At 33.8% G+C, this 20007-nt stretch carries 22 protein-coding genes; 17 read left to right on the forward strand and 5 right to left on the reverse strand.

Annotation, left to right across the window (positions count from 1 at the left end):
• Window position 1: 1 nt before the first annotated feature.
• The 7 genes from qoxD (at window position 2) to map (ending at window position 5969) form a co-directional block, all read left to right on the forward strand.
• Window positions 2-304, forward strand: a complete 303-nt coding sequence (gene qoxD / locus ACFOZ1_RS12620; protein WP_390199817.1) for a cytochrome aa3 quinol oxidase subunit IV — start codon at window positions 2-4, stop codon at window positions 302-304.
• Window positions 305-904: 600 nt separating this feature from the next.
• Window positions 905-1909 carry a hypothetical protein gene (locus ACFOZ1_RS12625; RefSeq protein ID WP_390199818.1) on the forward strand — a complete coding sequence of 335 codons (1005 nt, stop codon included), beginning with the start codon at window positions 905-907 and terminating at the stop codon, window positions 1907-1909.
• Window positions 1910-2000: 91 nt separating this feature from the next.
• Window positions 2001-2843: a DegV family protein gene (locus ACFOZ1_RS12630; protein ID WP_390199820.1), complete on the forward strand. Its 843-nt coding sequence runs from the start codon at window positions 2001-2003 to the stop codon at window positions 2841-2843.
• A 104-nt stretch (window positions 2844-2947) separates the two neighbouring features.
• Complete coding sequence (locus ACFOZ1_RS12635; protein ID WP_390199822.1) at window positions 2948-4084, forward strand: trans-sulfuration enzyme family protein; 1137 nt, start codon at window positions 2948-2950, stop codon at window positions 4082-4084.
• A gap of 12 nt (window positions 4085-4096) precedes the next feature.
• Window positions 4097-4843 (forward strand): (S)-benzoin forming benzil reductase, encoded by a 747-nt coding sequence (locus ACFOZ1_RS12640; RefSeq protein WP_390199824.1) that lies wholly within the window; start codon window positions 4097-4099, stop codon window positions 4841-4843.
• Window positions 4844-4933: 90 nt separating this feature from the next.
• Complete coding sequence (locus ACFOZ1_RS12645; protein WP_390199825.1) at window positions 4934-5035, forward strand: YjcZ family sporulation protein; 102 nt, start codon at window positions 4934-4936, stop codon at window positions 5033-5035.
• A 172-nt stretch (window positions 5036-5207) separates the two neighbouring features.
• Window positions 5208-5969, forward strand: a complete 762-nt coding sequence (map, locus tag ACFOZ1_RS12650) for a type I methionyl aminopeptidase (RefSeq protein ID WP_390199826.1) — start codon at window positions 5208-5210, stop codon at window positions 5967-5969.
• Between the two features lie 137 nt (window positions 5970-6106).
• On the opposite strand, the gene ACFOZ1_RS12655 is transcribed toward map, so the two are convergent.
• On the reverse strand, window positions 6107-6985 hold the full coding sequence (locus ACFOZ1_RS12655; RefSeq protein ID WP_390199828.1) for a cation diffusion facilitator family transporter: 879 nt from the start codon (window positions 6983-6985) through the stop codon (window positions 6107-6109).
• A gap of 204 nt (window positions 6986-7189) precedes the next feature.
• Here ACFOZ1_RS12655 and ACFOZ1_RS12660 point away from each other — a divergent pair, with 204 nt between their 5' ends.
• The 6 genes from ACFOZ1_RS12660 to ACFOZ1_RS12685 all read left to right on the forward strand — a co-directional run bounded on the left by ACFOZ1_RS12660 (window position 7190) and on the right by ACFOZ1_RS12685 (window position 11565).
• Window positions 7190-7435, forward strand: coding sequence for an IDEAL domain-containing protein (locus ACFOZ1_RS12660; RefSeq protein WP_390199830.1), 246 nt, complete (start codon window positions 7190-7192; stop codon window positions 7433-7435).
• 122 nt (window positions 7436-7557) lie between these two features.
• Window positions 7558-8409: a M15 family metallopeptidase gene (locus tag ACFOZ1_RS12665; RefSeq protein ID WP_390199832.1), complete on the forward strand. Its 852-nt coding sequence runs from the start codon at window positions 7558-7560 to the stop codon at window positions 8407-8409.
• A 47-nt stretch (window positions 8410-8456) separates the two neighbouring features.
• Entirely contained in the window at window positions 8457-9338 is an 882-nt protein-coding gene (gene yabG / locus ACFOZ1_RS12670; protein ID WP_390199834.1) for a sporulation peptidase YabG, read from the forward strand.
• Window positions 9339-9448: 110 nt separating this feature from the next.
• A complete protein-coding gene (fumC, locus tag ACFOZ1_RS12675) occupies window positions 9449-10834 on the forward strand; it encodes a class II fumarate hydratase (protein ID WP_390199836.1) in 1386 nt (461 codons plus the stop codon).
• A gap of 95 nt (window positions 10835-10929) precedes the next feature.
• Window positions 10930-11133: a small, acid-soluble spore protein, alpha/beta type gene (locus ACFOZ1_RS12680; protein WP_390199838.1), complete on the forward strand. Its 204-nt coding sequence runs from the start codon at window positions 10930-10932 to the stop codon at window positions 11131-11133.
• Window positions 11134-11313: 180 nt separating this feature from the next.
• The gene (locus ACFOZ1_RS12685) at window positions 11314-11565 is read left to right on the forward strand and encodes a hypothetical protein (protein ID WP_390199840.1); all 252 of its coding nucleotides are present in this window, start codon (window positions 11314-11316) and stop codon (window positions 11563-11565) included.
• Between the two features lie 45 nt (window positions 11566-11610).
• Here ACFOZ1_RS12685 and ACFOZ1_RS12690 read toward each other — a convergent pair whose 3' ends face one another.
• From ACFOZ1_RS12690 to ACFOZ1_RS12705, 4 genes are all read right to left on the reverse strand, one after another.
• Window positions 11611-12711, reverse strand: a complete 1101-nt coding sequence (locus ACFOZ1_RS12690) for an ABC transporter ATP-binding protein (protein WP_390199842.1) — start codon at window positions 12709-12711, stop codon at window positions 11611-11613.
• A 401-nt stretch (window positions 12712-13112) separates the two neighbouring features.
• A complete protein-coding gene (locus tag ACFOZ1_RS12695; protein ID WP_390199844.1) occupies window positions 13113-14018 on the reverse strand; it encodes a PucR family transcriptional regulator in 906 nt (301 codons plus the stop codon).
• Between the two features lie 346 nt (window positions 14019-14364).
• Window positions 14365-14550, reverse strand: a complete 186-nt coding sequence (locus ACFOZ1_RS12700) for a hypothetical protein (protein ID WP_390199846.1) — start codon at window positions 14548-14550, stop codon at window positions 14365-14367.
• Window positions 14551-14628: 78 nt separating this feature from the next.
• Window positions 14629-15927, reverse strand: coding sequence for a YheC/YheD family endospore coat-associated protein (locus tag ACFOZ1_RS12705; protein ID WP_390199848.1), 1299 nt, complete (start codon window positions 15925-15927; stop codon window positions 14629-14631).
• 112 nt (window positions 15928-16039) lie between these two features.
• On the opposite strand from ACFOZ1_RS12705, the gene ACFOZ1_RS12710 reads away from it, so the two are divergent.
• The 4 genes from ACFOZ1_RS12710 to ACFOZ1_RS12725 all read left to right on the forward strand — a co-directional run bounded on the left by ACFOZ1_RS12710 (window position 16040) and on the right by ACFOZ1_RS12725 (window position 19901).
• Window positions 16040-17176, forward strand: a complete 1137-nt coding sequence (locus ACFOZ1_RS12710; protein WP_390199850.1) for a DUF445 domain-containing protein — start codon at window positions 16040-16042, stop codon at window positions 17174-17176.
• A 76-nt stretch (window positions 17177-17252) separates the two neighbouring features.
• The gene (locus ACFOZ1_RS12715) at window positions 17253-17597 is read left to right on the forward strand and encodes a YlbF/YmcA family competence regulator (protein ID WP_390199852.1); all 345 of its coding nucleotides are present in this window, start codon (window positions 17253-17255) and stop codon (window positions 17595-17597) included.
• Window positions 17598-17743: 146 nt separating this feature from the next.
• Window positions 17744-18643, forward strand: coding sequence for an ABC transporter ATP-binding protein (locus tag ACFOZ1_RS12720; protein ID WP_390199854.1), 900 nt, complete (start codon window positions 17744-17746; stop codon window positions 18641-18643).
• The gene (locus ACFOZ1_RS12725) at window positions 18636-19901 is read left to right on the forward strand and encodes an ABC transporter permease (protein WP_390199856.1); all 1266 of its coding nucleotides are present in this window, start codon (window positions 18636-18638) and stop codon (window positions 19899-19901) included. Before ACFOZ1_RS12720 ends, ACFOZ1_RS12725 begins: the two co-directional genes overlap by 8 nt.
• Window positions 19902-20007 lie beyond the last annotated feature (106 nt).

The raw sequence follows: 20007 nt of genomic DNA on the forward strand, positions 1-20007 counted from the left end.
AATGAGTACACACAAAAGTAGTTTTCCATGGAATCATTTAGTCGGATTCATCCTTTCGATTGCATTGACGTTGTTAGCAGTATTTATTAAATTCAAAACAGATTTTTCTGATACGGTCATTTTATGGACAATTGGTACACTAGCTATTTTTCAAGCGCTCATTCAACTGTTCATGTTCATGCACGTAACAGAAGGAAATGAAGGAAAAATTAACGTTATAAACATTATTTACAGCGTGTTCTTGGCATTAGTAATTGTATTCGGGTCAATCTGGGTGTTAACTACAGGACATGCAGCACACTAAAAAATAGATTTATTAAAGAAATCCGAATTATTTTATGAATAGTTCGGATTTTTTTGTGAGGCATAGTTATTGTTATTCAGATAAAAAATGAACAAAGCTATATGTTTTTACAATAAAAGGATGATACGTCACCAATCTAATGAGCAATAAAGCCAAAATATTTACGATTTCTTTAATTGTTGAGTATAAAAAAGTAAAGGCGTCCGTTTTCACTCTTGTGAGATGTTTTTCCCCTAAGATCCACTTTTATAGCGAACTTTACTAAAAAAGTTAGCTTAGGTGAAAAACTCACGGAAAGGAAAACGGGCAAGCCGGAGCGCGTGCAAAGCACATACAAAAGCTCCAGATAACCAAATAAAGTGATATCACATTTACCTTCTAATATGGAGAAAATTCAATCGATTGGCTAACCATTTGGAGTTTTGTAATTTTAAAATTTTTATAAAACAATCTCTTTTAAGAGTATCTACACCCAATAAAGCTTCTCTTTGTCTATGAAGTACTTTGAATATAATGTTATTTATATGAAAAAGTCTCCTATACATATAGTAAATATGGTATAGTAACTTGAGAATATTTATAAATAAAGGAGAAAATAATATGTTACAACACAAAAAAGCACTGCTTACATTTATTGTTGCATTAATGATTGCAACGCCTATAACAACAATCGCGCATGTAAAGTGGTTTGCAGAAGTAGATCCAATTAAAGTTCCAATTGAAGAGATATTGAGTCCGTTTTTCATTACTTTTGCACTAGTAGTGGCAATTATACTAGCAATTTTGCCACAAGTAATGGACTATTTGTTAAAAATACCATATGCAACAAAGTTAGATGAGTTTTTAAATGGATTCAGAAAGTACTCTAGATATATTTTAAAGTATGGTACAGCATTAGCATTCATCATTCAATTAGTATCAGGGACGATGTTCGCACCTGAATTTGTCATTACAGATACATGGCAAACCATTATCATGGGACTAATCATCTTATGTTTGCTCATACCAAGTCATTACAGTACAAAAGTCGCTGCTGTCGTTATGTTAGGCTTATTCATTACAGTGTGGATTGATTTTGGTTGGTTCTATATGTTAGATTATGGATTTTATATAGCTATTATATTTGTATTATTAATTGGTAAAACAAAGTTAGAAGGATGGGGCTTTCCATTCTTATATCTAGGAACAGGACTCAGCTTATGCTGGGTAGCTGTGGAAAAATGGGTGTACCCTGGAATGACATTGGATATTGTTGTAAACCACGGTGTACCAACATTTGGCTTTGAACCAGAAATTTTTATTGTGATGGCTGCGTTTGTAGAATTTGTAGTTGGGTATTTATTAGTTGTAGGAATACTAAATCGTATATTAGGTTTAGTTGTTACAGTCATCTTTATTTTGACAAGTATGTTGTTTGGTGTCACTGAAATCATTGGACATGCAATGATTCATATTGTGTTACTTATCTTTATCGTCGAAGGTGTGTCTTTTTACCAACCACCAATCAAAATTCACAAAACAAAAATGGACCAATTTGTATTTGTTTTTCTAAATTTCATTTTTGTTTTAGCGACATTTATATTAATTTATTATCGTTTCGCATGATTTGTCGAATTATTTTACTTCAATTGCGTAATCGATTAAAATATAACTATATAAAGACATACTTTTTGATGTATGAAATGGGGCGTTAACTATGAAAAAAATAGCTTGGATTACAGATAGTTCATCAGGGTTATCAAAAGAATTCGCGGAAGAAAATGATGTATTTGTATTACCGCTAAATGTTATTGTAAATGGTCAATCGTATAAAGAAGATGTAGACCTATCAAAAGACGAATTCTATGAACTATTAAAGGAACATGGAGAAGGGGCGAAAACAAGTCAGCCTGCATATGGTGATTTTGTCACATTATATGAGAAATTGAAACAAGAATATGAATTTGGAATAGCCATTCATGCTTCTAGCCAATTAACAGGAACTTATCAGAGCTCTGTTTCTGCATCAGAAATGGTGGATTTTCCAGTTGAAGTAATTGATTCTAAGATTGGTGATTATGCATTAGGAAAAATGATTATAAACGGGATTAATATGGTGAATGAAAGAATGGATATACAACATGTAATTAGTACTTTAAGGACATATCCAGATTTAGCACAAATGTATTTAATGCCACAAAGTTTTGAGCAAATGCGAAAAAGTGGACGAGTGAGCACAACACAATCGATTTTTGCTTCTTTATTAAGTATTCATCTTATTTTAGGATTCGATAATGGTAATGTCATTGTAAAAGATAAAGTTCGTATTAAAAAGAGAGCAAAACAAAAGATGTTTCAATTAATAGACGAAGCAATGAACAAGTATCAATTAAAAGAATTGTGCATTCTACATGCAGGTGTCATAGAACAGGCACAACAATGGAAAGAAGAAATAGAGAAAAAACATCAAGCAGTTAAAGTGAAAATTCAAACATTAGTCCCAGTTGCTGGTGTGCATACAGGACACGGTACATTATGTGTTTCATGGCTTAGAGATTAGCAAAAAGTCAGGAAATTGATTAATTCAATTTTCTGACTTTTTTCTTTTAAAACGACACGTATTGCGTTAAAGTAATAAGTAGAGAAACAGAAAGGGAGATCGAAATGGGACAAGGATTTGATACAAAGTCAGTACATGTAACAATGAAAAGAGATGGTGGTATTCCAACGAAAGTCACACCAATCCACCAAACATCTGCATTCACCTTTAAAAATTTAGATGATATCGAACAATTTTATCAAGGGGATCGTGACTATTTATATACGCGGGTAGGTAATCCAAATACAGATGAATTGGGGAAAGCAGTAGCTAATCTAGAAGAAGCACCACTTGGTATTGCAACATCATCTGGACTTTCAGCAATTATGGTCGGAATATTGTCTGTAGCTAAATCTGGAGACCATATTATAGCATCGAAGGATTTGTATGGCGGTACATATGAATTACTTGTTACAGAATTAGCTTCATTTGGTATTGAAGTTAGTTTTGTGTCATTTGAAGAGGATTTAGAGCAATACATACAGGCTAATACGTGCTTGTTATATACAGAATCTATTACGAATCCTTTACTAAGAGTTGAGAATTTAGAGAACGTAGTAAAAGTAGCGAAGAAATACCAACTAAAAACAATGGTGGATAATACGTTTGCCACACCTTATTTGGTTCGTCCATACACATTAGGTGTCGATATTGTCGTTCATAGTGCAACGAAGTATTTAGGTGGACATAGTGATATTACTGCAGGTGTAGTAGTAGGAAGCGAAGAACTAATTGCTAAAGCAAAGCAAAAATGTGTCAATTTAGGAACGAATTTAAGCCCGTTTGAAGCGTGGTTGACTGTGAGAGGTATAAAGACATTAGCTGTTAGAATGGAACGTCATACACGTAATGCACAAGCATTAGCGGATGCATTATCTGAACACCCTGCAGTAAATAAAGTATACTACCCTACTTTTGTTTCAGAAAAGGGCAATGGTGCTATTGTTACAATAGATATCACTGATAATGCGAATATAGATACTTTTTTCAATGAATTACAATGGATCAAGATAGTTGCGACACTAGCAGGTGTGGAGACAAGTGTTTCTTATCCACTAGGAACATCTCATCGTAACTTGCCAAAAGATGTACAACAAGAATTAGGTATAACAAAAGGTCTTATTCGAATTTCAGTAGGAATTGAAGAAACAAATGATATTATTGAGACATTTACACAAGCACTTGATTCGGCAAAAATTTAATGAGGTGAGTTTATGAAGTATGCGGTAATTACAGGTACATCCAAAGGGCTTGGAGCATCCATTGCAAAATTATTAATGAAAGCATCTTATCATGTAATTGGAATTGCAAGAAATGAGAATAAAGAGTTCGCTTCTTTGACTTCTCAATATACTCATTATAAAGCAGATTTAGCGAATATGGATGAGACGGTAACAGTTATGTCTCAAATCATCTCAAAGCTTAAACAAGAAAAAGTAGATTCGCTATTATTGATTCAAAATGCTGCGATGGTTACACCGATTGAACAAGTAGGGAAACAATCTGTCGATGCATTAAAGAATCATGTTCATGTCAACTTATTAGCACCAATGGTTATTACGAATTTGTGGCTGGATGAGTGGCGCGAATCTAAGATACCTTCTGTAATTGTTCACGTGACATCAGGTGCAGCGAAAAGATCTGTTTATGGTTGGAGTGCATATGGTAGCACAAAGGCTGGTCTAGATCGATATACAGACACTGTTGCAATGGAGCAAGATACATTGCAAACAGGAAATAAAATTTTTCTTTTTGACCCAAGTATTATGGATACAGATATGCAAGGTGAGATTCGCTCAAGTGATTCATCACAATTTATCGATGTGGACCATTTTAAAGTATACAAAACAAACAATGATTTAAGAGATACAGAAGTGGTAGCAAAAGTATTAGTTGATCGTCTATTACAATCGGAAAAGATAGTGAATGGTGATTATTATAGTGTCAAAGATATCTTTTAATAGGTATCCACCCATTTTTAAAAAATTGAATGACAATTTCCCACTCTCTAACATACGTTATAAGTGTAAGAATTAAAGGAGGGATAATTGATGGGTGCACAATGTGGATACGGTTCTGGTTTCGCTTTAATCGTCGTGTTATTTATTCTATTAATCATTATCGGTGCTTCTTGGGGCTACGGCGGTTTCTAAGACGAACCAACCAACTATATAAAACAAAAGAAAGACTGATGATGGAGGAATCCATTGTCAGTTTTTCACATTTTCAAGAAAGCAAAGAATATCTTTTTTAAATACATATTTTTTATGTTAAAATTTATAATAGTATTTTCTGACTTAATTGGTGTGAAAGGAAGTAAAAAAAATGATTACAAGAAAAAGTAAGCGTGAAATAGAGATGATGCATGATGCTGGAAAAGTATTGGCAAAGTGTCATCAAGAAATTGCAAAAATGGTGAAACCGGGCGTAACAACAAAAGAAATTGACCAGTTTGTAGAGAAATTCTTAAAAGAACATGAAGCTACACCTGAACAAAAAGGTTACAATGGTTATGAATATGCAACATGTGCTTCGATAAATGATGAGATTTGTCACGGTTTTCCGCGTGCAGAAAAATTAGAAAATGGTGATATTGTTACAATCGATATGGTAGTTAATTTAAAAGGCGGTTTAGCTGATTCTGCATGGACATATGTAGTTGGAGAAGCGGATGTGAAAACGGCAAAGTTATTGGATGTGACAAAGACCGCTTTATATAAAGGCATCGACCAAGCAGTAATCGGTAATCGTATTGGGGATATAGGTCATGCTATTCAATCATATGCAGAAGAAGAAGGATTCTCTGTAGTTAGAGACTTTACTGGACACGGAATCGGTCGTACAATTCATGAAGACCCACACATTCCTCATTATGGTGAAAAAGGAAAAGGTGCACGTCTAAAAGAGGGCATGGTTATTACAATTGAGCCGATGATTAATGAAGGTGATTGGAAAAGCAAAATGGATGAAAACGGTTGGACTGCAAGAACAGTAGATGGCAGTAGATCTGCGCAGTTTGAACATACGATTGTAGTTACAAAAGAAGGACCGTTTATTTTAACAAATCAAGACGATCTATCTAAATAAACTCGCCTTAGCGAGAGATAATAGTTGAAGATTTTTAGTTGTATGATTAACAAGGGTATTATTAAGAAACACATAAGACGTGTAGAATCCCATTATGCATGGCATTCTACACGTCTTATGTGTTTAAATAGAAATCCCTATTTTTCATATTCCTCATATGGCTCTATATGAATATGAGCTCTTGGGATGTCTAAATCTTCTTTTAGCTTTTCTTCTATATTTTCTGTAATTAAATGACTTTCTTCGACTGTAAGGTTTGGATCTACGAAGATGGTTGCTTCGATTAACGCGTGATTCCCATGCATTCTACCTCTTACATCTTTAATATCTAATACATCTGGATGTGTATAAATATTTTTCTCAATTTTTTTTAATTGTTTTGGTTGGAAACCATCTGTAAGTGTATGGGTAGCTTCACTAAAAATGTTCCATGCTGTTTTACAAATAATTACTCCAACAATCAAACCAGCAAGTGGATCTAACCAATATAAGTGAAATTGTGCACCAATAATCCCCACAAATGCTCCGATACTGACTAAAGCATCTGATCTATTGTCTTGAGCTGCTGCATACAATGCTTGACTCTTAATCTTTTTACTCAATCGCACATTATAAAAATATACAAGATACATAAAAATAGCGGATCCTAATGCAACCCATGCTGTGAGAATGTCTGGTTGGTGGAATTCCAATGTAAATAATGATCGAATCGTATCAACGAGAACTTGTATACCTATTGACATCATAATAAATGCGGCAAGTAAGGATGCAATCATTTCTGCGCGGAAGTGTCCATAGTGATGGTCATCATCAGGAGGTTTTCGTGAGATTTTAAGACCGATTAGTACTGCTATAGATGCAATAATGTCTGTTGTGTTATTTAACCCATCTGCTCGTAATGCAGTAGAATTACCGACAGAGGCTGCAATCAATTTTATAATGGCAAGTATCAAATATGCGATAATACTTAACCATGCACCTTTTTCTCCTTGTTTATAGTTATCGTATGTATTCATTTTTAGCCCTGCACTTTCTAAAAAGATATGTCTTCCTATATTAGCATACCAAAAGAAGTGGAAAATCGTCTACTTCTAGTCTTTCCACACTACAAACGAAATCATTCAATAATTTAATTGAAAAAGATTACAAGAAATATTGTTTAGACATGCACGAATTTGGGAATTGTTTAATACACATATAGTTAAAAGGAGGCGTGCTCCATGAAAAAACAAAAGATGAATTATCAACTTGTACCATTTGTCCAAAATAGTAATAAGGAAATATTAGCTAGAAGAGAGATATCTTATGAAATCAAGCTTGCTTCACAGTTAATTTTAGATAATCTTTGTTTTAACTGGAATAAAGCACGCTTAGATGAAAGAATCAATCAAGCAATTGACGATAGAAATCATCAAGATTTTATCATGTATAGTGACAGTTACAAAGATTATATTTGGGAATCTTAACAATAAACCTCGTCTAAAAATACAAGACGAGGTTTATTTAATTATGTTATAGTAGTAACAGTGTTTGTATATAGAAACTAAAGATGTTACATGTATTTTTTTTGCGTAAAGAGGGGACAAATATGAAAAAAATCGTATATTCAGGGATTTTAGTAAGTGTGTTATTACTAGGATGTCAAAATGAAGAAGATGCACAAAAAGACGTAAATGATCAGGAACAAATAGTAGAGGATAATGAAGATATTGCTCAGGATGAGAAACCAGAAGAATCTCCAGCAAAGAATGAAGAAATCGATGGAGATATAGACAAGGAAATAAATCAATCAGAAAAAGAGGAAGAGATAGAAGAAGATGTACCTGTAAATGGAACACAAACAGAAGATGGATTAACTGTAGTTCCAGATCCGAATAGTATTGATGTGATTGTAAATAAACAAAGAAAGCTACCTGATGGGTATGAACCTACAGATTTAGTTGAACCAAATGTGGATTTTTATGCGGAAGAAGGAGATCCAAAACGTCTTATTCGAAAAGTAGCAGCGACTGCTTTAGAAGAATTGTTCCAAGCAGCAGAAACTGAAGGATTAGATCTCATTGCAGTATCGGGTTATCGTTCTTATGACAGACAAAAAGTAATCTATGAGAATAATGTTGCGACAAATGGTCAGGAACACGCAGATAAATATTCTGCAAAACCTGGAACGAGTGAGCATCAGACAGGTTTGACAATGGATGTTGCATCAGCTGCTTTAGTATCTGTACTTGAGCCAAGTTTTATTCAAACAGATGAGGGGAAATGGTTAGCGGATAATGCACATCGATTTGGTTTTGTTATACGATATCCAGAAGGAAAAGAAGCAATTACTGGTTACAGTTATGAACCATGGCATATCCGATATGTAGGGAAAGACGTAGCAAAAGAAGTCTATGAAGCAAATCTGACATTAGAAGAATTTTTCGGCTTGTATCCATAAGATAGCGCACCAAAACAGCTTCATTCACATAGCCTATAAGAAGAGAAATGTGGAAAGTTGGTGAGAATGTGAATGTAGCTGTTGGCATGCTTGTGACAAGACACTCATATGAACATGATATTATTTTTAGAATTAAAAAAATTGTCGGTGATACAGTCGTATTACACGGGGAAGATTTACGATTAGAAGCAGATGCACCAATAAATGATATTCGTATCTTGCCGGAAGACTTGTTACAAGAACGAAAAGAGGAAATGAAAGATAAAGAAGAATATTCTTATCGCTTGTTTCGCCAAGATTACCAATTAATGAAAGAAAAAAAAGAGACAGAACACGAAAAGAATGAACCTAGAAATATTCAGAGATTTCAATTACCTGTAAAAGTACTTCATATTGACGGTGATCGCCTTTACTTAAAGAAATGTATTGATTTATATCAACGGCTAGGACTACAAGTTCATGGTGTATATGTGCAAGAGAGTGAGTTGCCATTAGAGATTGACCATATTATTCGCAAAGTACAACCAGAAATATTAGTTGTCACAGGGCATGATTCTTATTCTGAATCAAAAGGGTCCAAAAAAGAACTAAGCGCATATCGTAATTCAAAATACTTTGTTGAAACAGTTAGGAAAGCAAGAAATTGGCAACCAAATTTAGATCAATTAATTATTTTTGCAGGTGCATGTCAATCTCATTTTGAATCATTAATTCGATCTGGTGCCAATTTTGCAAGCTCACCAGATCGAATTAATATTCATGCACTTGATCCTGTGTATGTTGTTGCTAAAGTTGCATATACACCATTCATGGAAAAAGTGAATGTATATGATGTATTGAAGAACACATTAACAGGTGAAAAAGGGTTAGGCGGTATGGAAACAAAAGGACTATTTCGAACAGGATTACCATATGTTGAGACAAATTAGTGGGACACTACCACTAATTTTTTTCTTTTTTAGTACTATACATTATCATCTACTTTTTCGTTAATATTTGGTACAATATAGAGGAATTCGATTTACGAGGGGGAGAAAGAATGGATTATCGTATAGAACGTGATACTATAGGTGAAATTAAAGTCGCTAATGACAGATATTGGGGTGCACAAACACAACGTAGTAAAGAGAACTTTCCTATTGGGAATGAATTGATGCCACAAGAAATTATTGATGGTTTTGCAATTCTAAAAAAGAGTGCAGCAATTGTAAATGCAGAGTTAGGCTTAATGGACAAGCAAAAAGCAGAAGCTATTACATATGCAGCAGACCAAATTCTAAAAGGTGAATTATACGACCATTTCCCGTTAGTTGTTTGGCAAACAGGTAGTGGTACACAATCGAATATGAATGTGAATGAAGTAATTGCATTTGTTGGAAATGAGTGGTTAAAAGAACAAGGTTCGTCTTTCGTGTTACATCCAAATGATGATGTGAATAAATCTCAAAGCTCTAATGACACATATCCAACGGCATTACATATTGCTGCATTGGTAAAATTAGAAGATGTCGTCTTGCCAGCTTTAGAGAAAATGAAAGCAACATTAAAAGAGAAAATGGAAGCGTTTCAAGATATAGTGAAAATCGGCCGTACCCATTTACAAGATGCTACTCCATTAACTTTAGGACAAGAAATTAGTGGTTGGCATCGAATGCTTGAAAAATCTGAAACAATGATTTTAAATAGTGCAACATATGTAAAAGAACTAGCAATTGGTGGAACAGCAGTTGGAACAGGATTGAATGCACATCCTGAGTTCTCTGAACGTGTAACGGAAGAAATAAATAAGTGTTTAGGCAAAGATTTTACTAGTGCACCTAACAAATTCCATGCATTAACTAGTCATGATGAATTAGTATTTGCTCATGGTGCTTTGAAAGCATTAGCTGCAGATTTAATGAAAATCGCAAATGATGTTCGTTGGTTAGCAAGCGGACCGCGTTGTGGTATCGGAGAAGTTACGATTCCTGCAAATGAGCCGGGAAGTTCTATTATGCCAGGTAAAGTGAATCCTACCCAAAGTGAAGCAATGACAATGGTTGCAGTACAAGTAATGGGTAACGACACAGCAATTGGTATTGCAGCAAGCCAAGGTAACTTTGAGTTAAATGTATTTAAGCCAGTGATTGCATACAATTTCCTACAATCGGCACAATTACTTGCTGATAGTATGGTATCCTTTAATGATCGATGTTTAATTGGACTTGAACCAAATCATGAGCAAATCGAAAAGAATTTGAATGATTCCCTCATGTTAGTTACTGCATTAAATCCACATATTGGATATGAAAATGCTGCAAAGATTGCAAAGAAGGCATATGCAGATAACACAACATTAAAAGAAGCCGCTATGGAATTAGGCCTAGTGACATCTGAACAATTTGACGAATGGATTAAGCCAGAAGAAATGACTTATCCGAAATAATCTGACGAATGGTAATAATGCTATAAATTACTAATAAAAAAGAAGCATATAGATCTCCTTTTTGTTCACAATATGTGTACAGGAGGTGATCAAAGATGGCAACTAACAATTCAAATAACCTAGTTGTTCCAGGAGTACAACAAGCTCTAGATCAAATGAAATATGAGATCGCACAAGAATTTGGTGTAAATCTTGGAGCTGATTCAACTGCCCGTGCGAACGGTTCAGTTGGTGGCGAAATTACAAAACGTCTAGTGCAAATGGCTGAACAACAATTCAGCGGTGGACAACCAAAATAATACATGATTAAAAATAGGGGATACTTTTCAGATGTGAAGAGTATTCCCTTTTTATAATGTGAGCTATCATTTGGAAAATTCCTTGATTTTAATGAAATATAGCATTTGCTATGTGAATGTGAATATGAGATTTACTTTTGTACAAAATAGAAGTAAAGTGCATATCGATGGGGGTTTATCATGTATCTATGTTTTTTGTGTAATGGGTTAGAAAAGTTAACTGAACGTTGTCCGAAATGTGAAGGACATATGTTAGATGCTGGGAAAGTTGTAGATTATTATGGAGATTATGCAGCATATGTTGAAGTAGAAACACAACAACGAGTAGATGGATACTCTAATTCAAGCGAAAGTCATCAGTGTGTTCATATTGGGGTATGTTCCAATTGTAATTACATAGAAGAGATTGCAATAAATGAAAAAGAAATGTAAATAAAAGCTGCTAGTTACAACACTAGCAGCTTTTGTAATAATAAATTATTTAATACGTTCTTCAGTATCTTTATCGAAGAAGTGACATTTATGCATATCGAATGCTAATTCGATTTTCTCTCCGCCATGAATATCTGTACGAGAATCCACACGTGCAACGAATTCTTGACCATTTACTTCAGAGTATAAGTAAGATTCTGAACCCATAAGCTCAGCAACATCAATTGTAGCAGTAATCTTAGTTCCAGGGTTTGCATCTAAGAATACAGGCTCATCATGAATATCTTCAGGTCTTACACCTAGAATTACTTCTTTTCCAACATAACCTTGGTCACGAAGTACTTTCATTTTTCCTTCAGGAACACTTACTTTTGTTTTACCAAGATTCATGCTACCTTCTTCTAATGTACCACCAAAGAAGTTCATTGCAGGTGATCCAATAAATCCACCAACAAATACGTTGTTAGGCTTGTCATATACTTCTTTAGGTGCACCAACTTGTTGAATCAGACCATCTTTTAGAACAACAAGACGTGTAGCCATTGTCATCGCTTCTGTTTGATCGTGTGTTACATAGATTGTTGTCGTTTGTAGACGGTGGTGAAGTTTTTGAATCTCTGCACGCATCTGTACACGAAGTTTAGCATCTAAGTTTGATAAAGGCTCATCCATTAAGAATACTTTTGCATCACGTACAATCGCACGACCTAATGCCACACGCTGACGTTGACCACCTGAAAGTGCTTTTGGTTTACGATCTAAGTATGCTTCTAGACCTAGAATTCGAGCAGCTTCTTTCACACGACGCTCAATTTCGTCTTTTTTGAACTTACGTAATTTAAGACCGAATGCCATGTTATCATATACATTCATGTGTGGATATAGTGCGTAGTTTTGGAATACCATCGCGATGTCACGGTCTTTTGGTGCTACTTCATTCATTAATTTTCCATCAATATAGAATTCACCAGCTGAAATTTCTTCAAGACCTGCAATCATACGTAAAGTAGTTGATTTACCACAACCTGATGGACCTACGAAAACGATAAATTCCTTGTCTTTAATCTCTAAATTAAAATTATCTACGGCTTTTTGTCCGCCTTTGTCATATACTTTGTCAATATTTCTTAGTGATAGTTCTGCCATTATATTCCCTCCTAATTATCTGAAAGCGTTTCATCTATGTGTATAAGTTTACAAATATTTTACGATTTCGTAAATAGCAAACATGCACAAAAAAAATAGGCTTGTTTGTGCACGATTACAGAAAGCGGATTCAAGTGTGTAAAAGTAGATATTTAAGGTTACTTTTGAATTTGAAAATGAAATTCTTGTAGGTTAAATGAAGAAATTGGAGAGAAGGAATGCTTAAATAACTCAAAATTCAAATGATTCATAAGTTATATAACGAATCGTTTGAATTTTGAGTATTAGGTAACTTAATTAATATCTATGAAATTTGATATGTGCTTGGAAAAAGTCCTAGAAAATCGGTCGTGTTTTTTCGTAAAGAACAATAGCGATTTCCCAATCTATTAAAAGTGTTTCTATATATTTAATTTATTTTTTAACATTAAACAAAGATATACCGCAAATGCACCATCAAATTGTTTGATATCAATGCCTGTTTTTTCAATAAATTTATCTACACGATACTGCAAGCTATTGCGATGCATAAACATTTTCTTAGCTGCGAGTGTCGTGTTTGAATTGGATTCGATAAAGACTTGTACGGTTTTTAATAGCTCTTTCTCTTCACGAACTTTATACAATACTGACTCACAAACTAATTCCTGTTCTTCGTTTGTTAAATTGTGCAAAACAAGATAAGGGATTGCTTCATTGTATTCCAATACCGATTGGTTGATATCCTTTGTAATGTGATAGCATTTTTTTATCCAATGATAGTAGGAAGCGGCTTTAGATAATTCATAAATTGTCGGACCTACAAATAATTGAATATTCATATAGAAGTCTGTTGTTAATACATCGATAATTTCCGAATAGGAGAGAAACTCATCTGTTGCTTCTTCTCCTTCAATGATTAATACACCTTCATGATTGTTCTCCCAAAGTATCGGTGTTTTCTTTGGAAAGAGTCCATAAATTGCTTCTCTAAACCCTTCTGGATCTACAGTTTCATCGGAAAAAGAAAAGTACACAAAGTGAAACTTCTGAACATTTGTGTCCACAAGTGTTTGAGGCATGTCTTGATGAAATAATAAATCCATCCACAATTTCTCACGTTCATTAGTTGGTGGCTCATTTGCATGATATGGTGTCAATAAAACATGTAGCAAGGCTTCTTCGCGTCTAGTTAATTCCTCTTTTGGGAAACCAATAATATCGTTTTCTGATGTAAGAAACCATGTATAGTGATGGTGATTCTTTAACATTTCATCTGTAGCTTTAATTGCATCTGGAAACATTTCTTGTAGTTGGTCAAATATCATTATCCTATCCTCTTTCTTACACTAATATCTTCTATAAACAGTATATCAAAAGATATGTTGAAATGCTTTATTGTATGATTTTCTAGAAGATTAGATGAAAAAAATAAGCATTCGTCCACTGTTTGACGAATGCCTAAATTTATTTTGTTTGATTCGCTCCTGTCGCTACGTTTCTAACCGGGCCCTTTCGCTTTTGTATCATCTAGCTCAAGTGCCCAGAAACTAGGCGACTTCGCGAATCAACGATCAATAAGTCATCATCGATTCGCAAGCTCTTCGTGATTCCTATATTTCAGTTGATTTACTCCAGTCACTACGTTTATAACCGGGCCCTTTCGCTTTTGTATCATCCTTCTGTTTCTTGTGGGAATGGGGTGTTTTCTTTTGGGAGTTCTCTTGCTTGCTCAATTTGCATTCTTCCATGTATAGTATACGTTGTTCCACCAGCCATTCCTTCATTAATCATGCGATCTACATCTAATTCATACTCTTCACGTGCATCTTTTTCCTTTTTTGACGAAGGCTTAGCCATATGAATTCCTCCTAACATTTAGCTATATGATGTAACTACACATAGTTTATATAGTTAGAGTAGAAACATACGCACAAATTATTTTGCTAAATAAAATGCATAGCGATACAAATATTGGCATATTTCTTTGTATTCTTTATAGAAAAGAGTAGATCCTTCAAACACAAACCAACCAGGCTTTGCGTTTATTTCAAATAGCCAAAGTTTTTTTTCATTGTCTATCCCAAAATCAAACGCAAGCTCACCTAATTGTCCTTTGTAATGTTGCTCAAGATGGTTGCTTAATGAAAGCACAATAGCATTTAATTTATTTTGGATAGACTCTGCTTCTTTAGCAGAAAAATAATCATCCAAATGATACACGTCTGCACTATAAGAAGCATGTGTTAGAATACTTACTTGATCTTCTTGGTGAATATAAATTATGGAAGTGTGCCAATTATTATGCTCATCCTTGTTTGTATGTACACGGATATCAATCTTTTTTTGATCGTTTGCTAGTAAAGGAATGGCTTCTTGTATTACATATCCTTGTAGTCCTTCATCAAAATGATTGGTAAATAGTTCTTCAAATGTGCTATATTTATTTGTCACTTGTTCACCAATTTGAGTGTACGTAATTGCGTAGTGATGATCGATTTTCTCTAAATAATAAATGTCTTTTCCTTTACTTCCATGTATCGGTTTTATATAACAAGGAGTTCTTTCGATCCATTCTAAAACAGTATTCTGTGATGGTTGGAAAATAGTATGTGGCAATAAATATCTAGACGTAGATGATTGCATACATAATCGAAAGACATTCCATTTGTTAAAAAAATCAGGATTAAATATAATAGAATATGTTTTTAAATGTTCTTTTTGTTGCTGAACAGAAGGATGTGCTTCTATTTTGCGATTAGGGAGACGATTATAAACAACTGGAGGGATAGGACTGCTAATCTTCGACCATGTGTTGTTTGTATAGGTATACCCTGTAACAGTATGATGGTGGAAGTCCAAGTCTTTATAGTGAAATAAAATAGTATCAAAACCGAATGTATGACCAGTCTCTACTAATGTTTGAAATGAATCGCTATATCGGTCTATTTGTCCCATATTTGCGATGAAAATGCCTAATTGATAAACAATAGAACACAAATAATTCGAAAGAGATATCGTATATGTTTGTTCAACAGTAAGTTGTAGTTGTTGAAGTAACGAAGAGGATATATAAATAATAGATGTGTCTTTATTATGACTTAACCATTCACATGTAGACAAATAAGGCCCGTTTTGAATTTTTCGAATCGATTTATGTTGATGATAAATTGCATAAGGTACAATGATTCGATGTTTTTGATTAGGATATGATTTTACTTGTAATTGATAGCGCATAGGCAACCGTCCTTTGTTAGTTTGCAAATGATTTAATATAAGGATGTATTGTTCATTTCATTCTATGTATGGAATAGACGAACTATACACCAAAAAGGAAGTAGGGGTAATTTTGGAAATAGTAGGAATGTTACTAGTGATGATTGCAGTAGGTGCTTTTATCGGAGGCTTAACGAATTCTTTAGCAATTAAAATGTTATTTCGTCCATACGAAAAAAAATATATTGGGAAATGGCGTGTTCCATTCACACCTGGTGTCATCCCAAAAAGACGTGACCAACTAGCTATTCAATTAGGTCAACTTGTCGTGGAACATTTAGTTACAGCAGAAAGTGTACAGGCAAAATTACAAGAAGAGAAAGTAAAAAATGATGTCGAACATGTATGTAGAAAAATGTATCAACAATTTACTACACAACAACTTACAATGAAAGATGTGTTACATAAATTAGATGTATCAATTACAGAAGAACAAGTAGAAGAGCGTATAGGGAAAGTGATTGAACAGAAATATCGTAATCTAATGGATGCTAATGGATCAAAACAATTACAAGATGTCATATCAGAAGACTTTGCACAAAAATTAGATCAAAATATCGATACGATAACGACATATATATACAATAAAATAATAGCAGTTGTGGAAGAGCCTACAACTAAAAGAAAGATAGAAGAGTTAGTGGAAACCTATATACAATCCAAAGGTTTTTTAGGAAATATGCTTCTATCAATGGTGTCAAGTGAGGATATAGCAAATAAAGTACACTATTACGTAAAGGAGTATATACAAACAGAAGAAGGATATAACAAAATTGAAACACTTGTACAAAGCGAATGGACTCAATTGAAACAGAAGAAAGTAGAAGATTTGTATAGAATCATTCTAGACGACACTGTTATTTTAACGCTTAAAAAACAAATACTAGCTCAATTAAATATATCTGAATTAATGAACAAACCAATCGAAACATGGTTAAAGCCATTGGAAAGAAAAGTATACGAGCAATGGATTCCACAACTAGTGGAACAAGTGTTATCTAAGTTAATGACATATGTGCCGACAATGCTAGATAAATTAGAAGTTGCCAAAATGGTCGAGAAACAAGTTGCTTCTTTTCCTACTTCTAGAATTGAAACAATTATATTATCTATTTCCAAAAAAGAATTTAAATTAATTACTTATTTGGGCGCACTGTTAGGTGGAGTAATTGGATTGATTCAAGGATTATTTATAGTCTTTATTGGATAATGATCTATATCTTTGTTATAGTTGTACTAACTGTTACTAAACAAGCAGTTCGTAATTTAGTTTAGGAGGATTATACATGTCAAATATCCAAGAAAGTGCACACCAATTAGAGGTAGCAATTCAAGAAAGTGACGAGTTCAAAGATTTAAAAGCAGCATATGAGAAAGTAATGAATGAACCGTCTTCAAGAGAAATGTTCGATAACTTCCGCAATGTACAATTAGAGTTACAACAAAAACAAATGCAAGGATTAGAAATTACGGAAGAAGAAGTAGAAAAAGCAAAAAGTGTTGTAGAATTAGTTCAACAACATGAGGATATCTCTAAATTAATGGAACAAGAACAACGTGTGAATATGTTAATTAATGATATTAGTCGTACCATTACAAAACCACTTGAAGAATTATATAGTGCTGAGTAAGCTAAATAGTGTGAAGAGAGAATTCAGATGGAAATCGGGTTCTCTCTTTTTATATATCTTAAATCTGTATTATTTTCATAATTTAAAAAAAACGAAACATTCGTACAATATAAATCGTATGTAAGAAAGAGAGGAGTGAGGAGAACATGACATTAGAGATTACTCATGTTACAAAACAGTTCCAGCAACATACTGCTGTTAATGATTTATCATTAACAATTAATGAGAATCAGATTTTTGGCTTCTTAGGGGCAAATGGTGCAGGTAAAACTACGACATTTCGAATGATTCTAAATTTACTAGATCCAACTTCGGGAACTATTAAATGGAATGGGAAACCAATCGATTACAAACAAAGTGATAGAATTGGTTATTTACCAGAAGAAAGAGGACTTTATCCGAAGTTGAAAGTACGTGAACAACTTATTTATTTAGGGAAGTTAAAAGGAATGTCCAAAAAAGATGCAGAGACAGAATTAATTAAATGGTTGGAACGCTTAAAAGTACCTCAAAATATTGACAAACGGGTGGAAGAATTATCAAAAGGGAATCAACAAAAGATTCAATTTATTTCAGCAATTATACATAGACCTAAATTATTAATTTTAGATGAGCCATTTTCAGGTCTTGACCCAGTCAATGTCGAGCTTTTAAAAGAAGCTGTAGTAGAATTAAAGGAAAATGGAACAACAATTGTCTTTTCATCACACAGAATGGAGCATGTGGAACAATTATGTGAGAGTCTTTGTATGTTAAAAGATGGAAATCGTATTCTTCACGGTAATATTAGTGAAATCAAACGATCATTTGGTAAGAAGAACTTAAGAATAGAAACAGATTTTGATTTAACATTTGTGAATGACTTACCAGGTGTTGTCAAAACAGAACGTTACTCAGGTGGTATATTATGCCAAATTGAAAATGAGGAAATTTCACAATCCATTTTACATGCACTAATTGGCAAAGGATTTATCCGTAAATTTGAAATAGATGAGCCTAGTTTAAATGATATATTCATAGAAAAGGCTGGTGAATCGTATGAATAAGTTTTGGACAGTATTCAATCATACATTTCTATCCAAAGTAAAAGCGAAATCATTTATCATTACAACAGCAATTTTTCTATTGTTTATTATTGTAATTGCAAATTTACCAACGATTATAAGCATGTTTGATGGGGATGAAAGTGAAAGTAAAGACCGGATTGCCGTTCTTACACAAGAGGATCAACTTGTTTCGACGTTAAATGAAAGATTAGAAGTGACAGATGAAACAATCACATTAGAACAGGCGGATTTTGCAGAAGAAGATATTGAAACTGTTATACGTGAAGAAGAGTATGCAGGCGTCTTGGTTATCCAACCATCTGAAACAACAATAATCGAACCGATATATTATACAACAGAGAATCAATGGGAAACCGAAATGTTACTTGAGCAATTATTACAACAAATTAAAGTGGAGTTAGCAACAAATCAAGCAGGTATTGATCAAGCAATTGTGACAGATATTTATCAACCTATTCCTTTTCAAACAGAATTGATAAGCAAAGAGACAGGAGTAGAAGCAAAATCAGAAGAACAGTTAAGTAGTACAAGAGGACTTGTCTATGTTATTTTATTTTTACTGTATTTTGCCGTCATTACGTATGGAAATATGATTGCAATGGATATCGCGAATGAGAAAACATCTCGAGTAATGGAAATATTAATTTCAAGCTCGTCTCCAACTAGCCAAATGTTCGCTAAAATACTTGCAATAGGTGCAGTTGGTCTATCACAAATGAGTCTATTTTTGGCAGTAGGTTATGCAGTTATATTGAATAAAAAAGACGAATTAGAAGGTGGATTCTTTGAATATTTTGGTTTGTCTGATATCGAATTGTCGACTTTCATTTATGCAATTGTCTTTTTCTTACTAGGCTATTTCTTGTATGCAACAATGGCAGCAATGCTCGGATCTCTAGTTAGTAGAACAGAAGATGTGCAACAAATGATGATGCCTGTCATTTTACTCATTGTCGCAGCATTTATGATTGCAATGTTTGGATTATCCACTCCTAATTCACAGCTTGTGACGATATCATCATTTATACCATTCTTCTCACCAATGACCATGTTCTTACGTGTGGGAATGGTTGATGTAGGAATGTGGGAAATTGCTCTAAGTATCGGAATATTAGTTTTGTCGATTGCGATCTTAGCAATACTAGCTGCACGTATTTATAGAGGTGGCGTATTGATGTATGGTACATCCACTTCATTAAAAGATTTCAAGAAAGCTTTACTATTATCCAAGAAATAAAATATGAATAACCGTAATCACCTAAAGCATAAGGAGATTACGGTTTATTTATTTTGTTGCTATTACTTTTTAAATATATACCGAACGTGCATTCTCACATCGTATC

The organism is Gracilibacillus marinus (assembly GCF_042651725.1).
GTDB lineage: Bacteria > Bacillota > Bacilli > Bacillales > Amphibacillaceae > Gracilibacillus > Gracilibacillus marinus.

Coding starts and splice junctions, on each gene's coding strand:
- qoxD (WP_390199817.1), top strand. CDS start 2: ATGAGTACACACAAAAGTAGTTTTCCATGGAATCATTTAGTCGGATTC.
- ACFOZ1_RS12625 (WP_390199818.1), top strand. CDS start 905: ATGTTACAACACAAAAAAGCACTGCTTACATTTATTGTTGCATTAATG.
- ACFOZ1_RS12630 (WP_390199820.1), top strand. CDS start 2,001: ATGAAAAAAATAGCTTGGATTACAGATAGTTCATCAGGGTTATCAAAA.
- ACFOZ1_RS12635 (WP_390199822.1), top strand. CDS start 2,948: ATGGGACAAGGATTTGATACAAAGTCAGTACATGTAACAATGAAAAGA.
- ACFOZ1_RS12640 (WP_390199824.1), top strand. CDS start 4,097: ATGAAGTATGCGGTAATTACAGGTACATCCAAAGGGCTTGGAGCATCC.
- ACFOZ1_RS12645 (WP_390199825.1), top strand. CDS start 4,934: ATGGGTGCACAATGTGGATACGGTTCTGGTTTCGCTTTAATCGTCGTG.
- map (WP_390199826.1), top strand. CDS start 5,208: ATGATTACAAGAAAAAGTAAGCGTGAAATAGAGATGATGCATGATGCT.
- ACFOZ1_RS12655 (WP_390199828.1), bottom strand. CDS start 6,985: ATGAATACATACGATAACTATAAACAAGGAGAAAAAGGTGCATGGTTA.
- ACFOZ1_RS12660 (WP_390199830.1), top strand. CDS start 7,190: ATGAAAAAACAAAAGATGAATTATCAACTTGTACCATTTGTCCAAAAT.
- ACFOZ1_RS12665 (WP_390199832.1), top strand. CDS start 7,558: ATGAAAAAAATCGTATATTCAGGGATTTTAGTAAGTGTGTTATTACTA.
- yabG (WP_390199834.1), top strand. CDS start 8,457: ATGTGGAAAGTTGGTGAGAATGTGAATGTAGCTGTTGGCATGCTTGTG.
- fumC (WP_390199836.1), top strand. CDS start 9,449: ATGGATTATCGTATAGAACGTGATACTATAGGTGAAATTAAAGTCGCT.
- ACFOZ1_RS12680 (WP_390199838.1), top strand. CDS start 10,930: ATGGCAACTAACAATTCAAATAACCTAGTTGTTCCAGGAGTACAACAA.
- ACFOZ1_RS12685 (WP_390199840.1), top strand. CDS start 11,314: ATGTATCTATGTTTTTTGTGTAATGGGTTAGAAAAGTTAACTGAACGT.
- ACFOZ1_RS12690 (WP_390199842.1), bottom strand. CDS start 12,711: ATGGCAGAACTATCACTAAGAAATATTGACAAAGTATATGACAAAGGC.
- ACFOZ1_RS12695 (WP_390199844.1), bottom strand. CDS start 14,018: ATGATATTTGACCAACTACAAGAAATGTTTCCAGATGCAATTAAAGCT.
- ACFOZ1_RS12700 (WP_390199846.1), bottom strand. CDS start 14,550: ATGGCTAAGCCTTCGTCAAAAAAGGAAAAAGATGCACGTGAAGAGTAT.
- ACFOZ1_RS12705 (WP_390199848.1), bottom strand. CDS start 15,927: ATGCGCTATCAATTACAAGTAAAATCATATCCTAATCAAAAACATCGA.
- ACFOZ1_RS12715 (WP_390199852.1), top strand. CDS start 17,253: ATGTCAAATATCCAAGAAAGTGCACACCAATTAGAGGTAGCAATTCAA.
- ACFOZ1_RS12720 (WP_390199854.1), top strand. CDS start 17,744: ATGACATTAGAGATTACTCATGTTACAAAACAGTTCCAGCAACATACT.
- ACFOZ1_RS12725 (WP_390199856.1), top strand. CDS start 18,636: ATGAATAAGTTTTGGACAGTATTCAATCATACATTTCTATCCAAAGTA.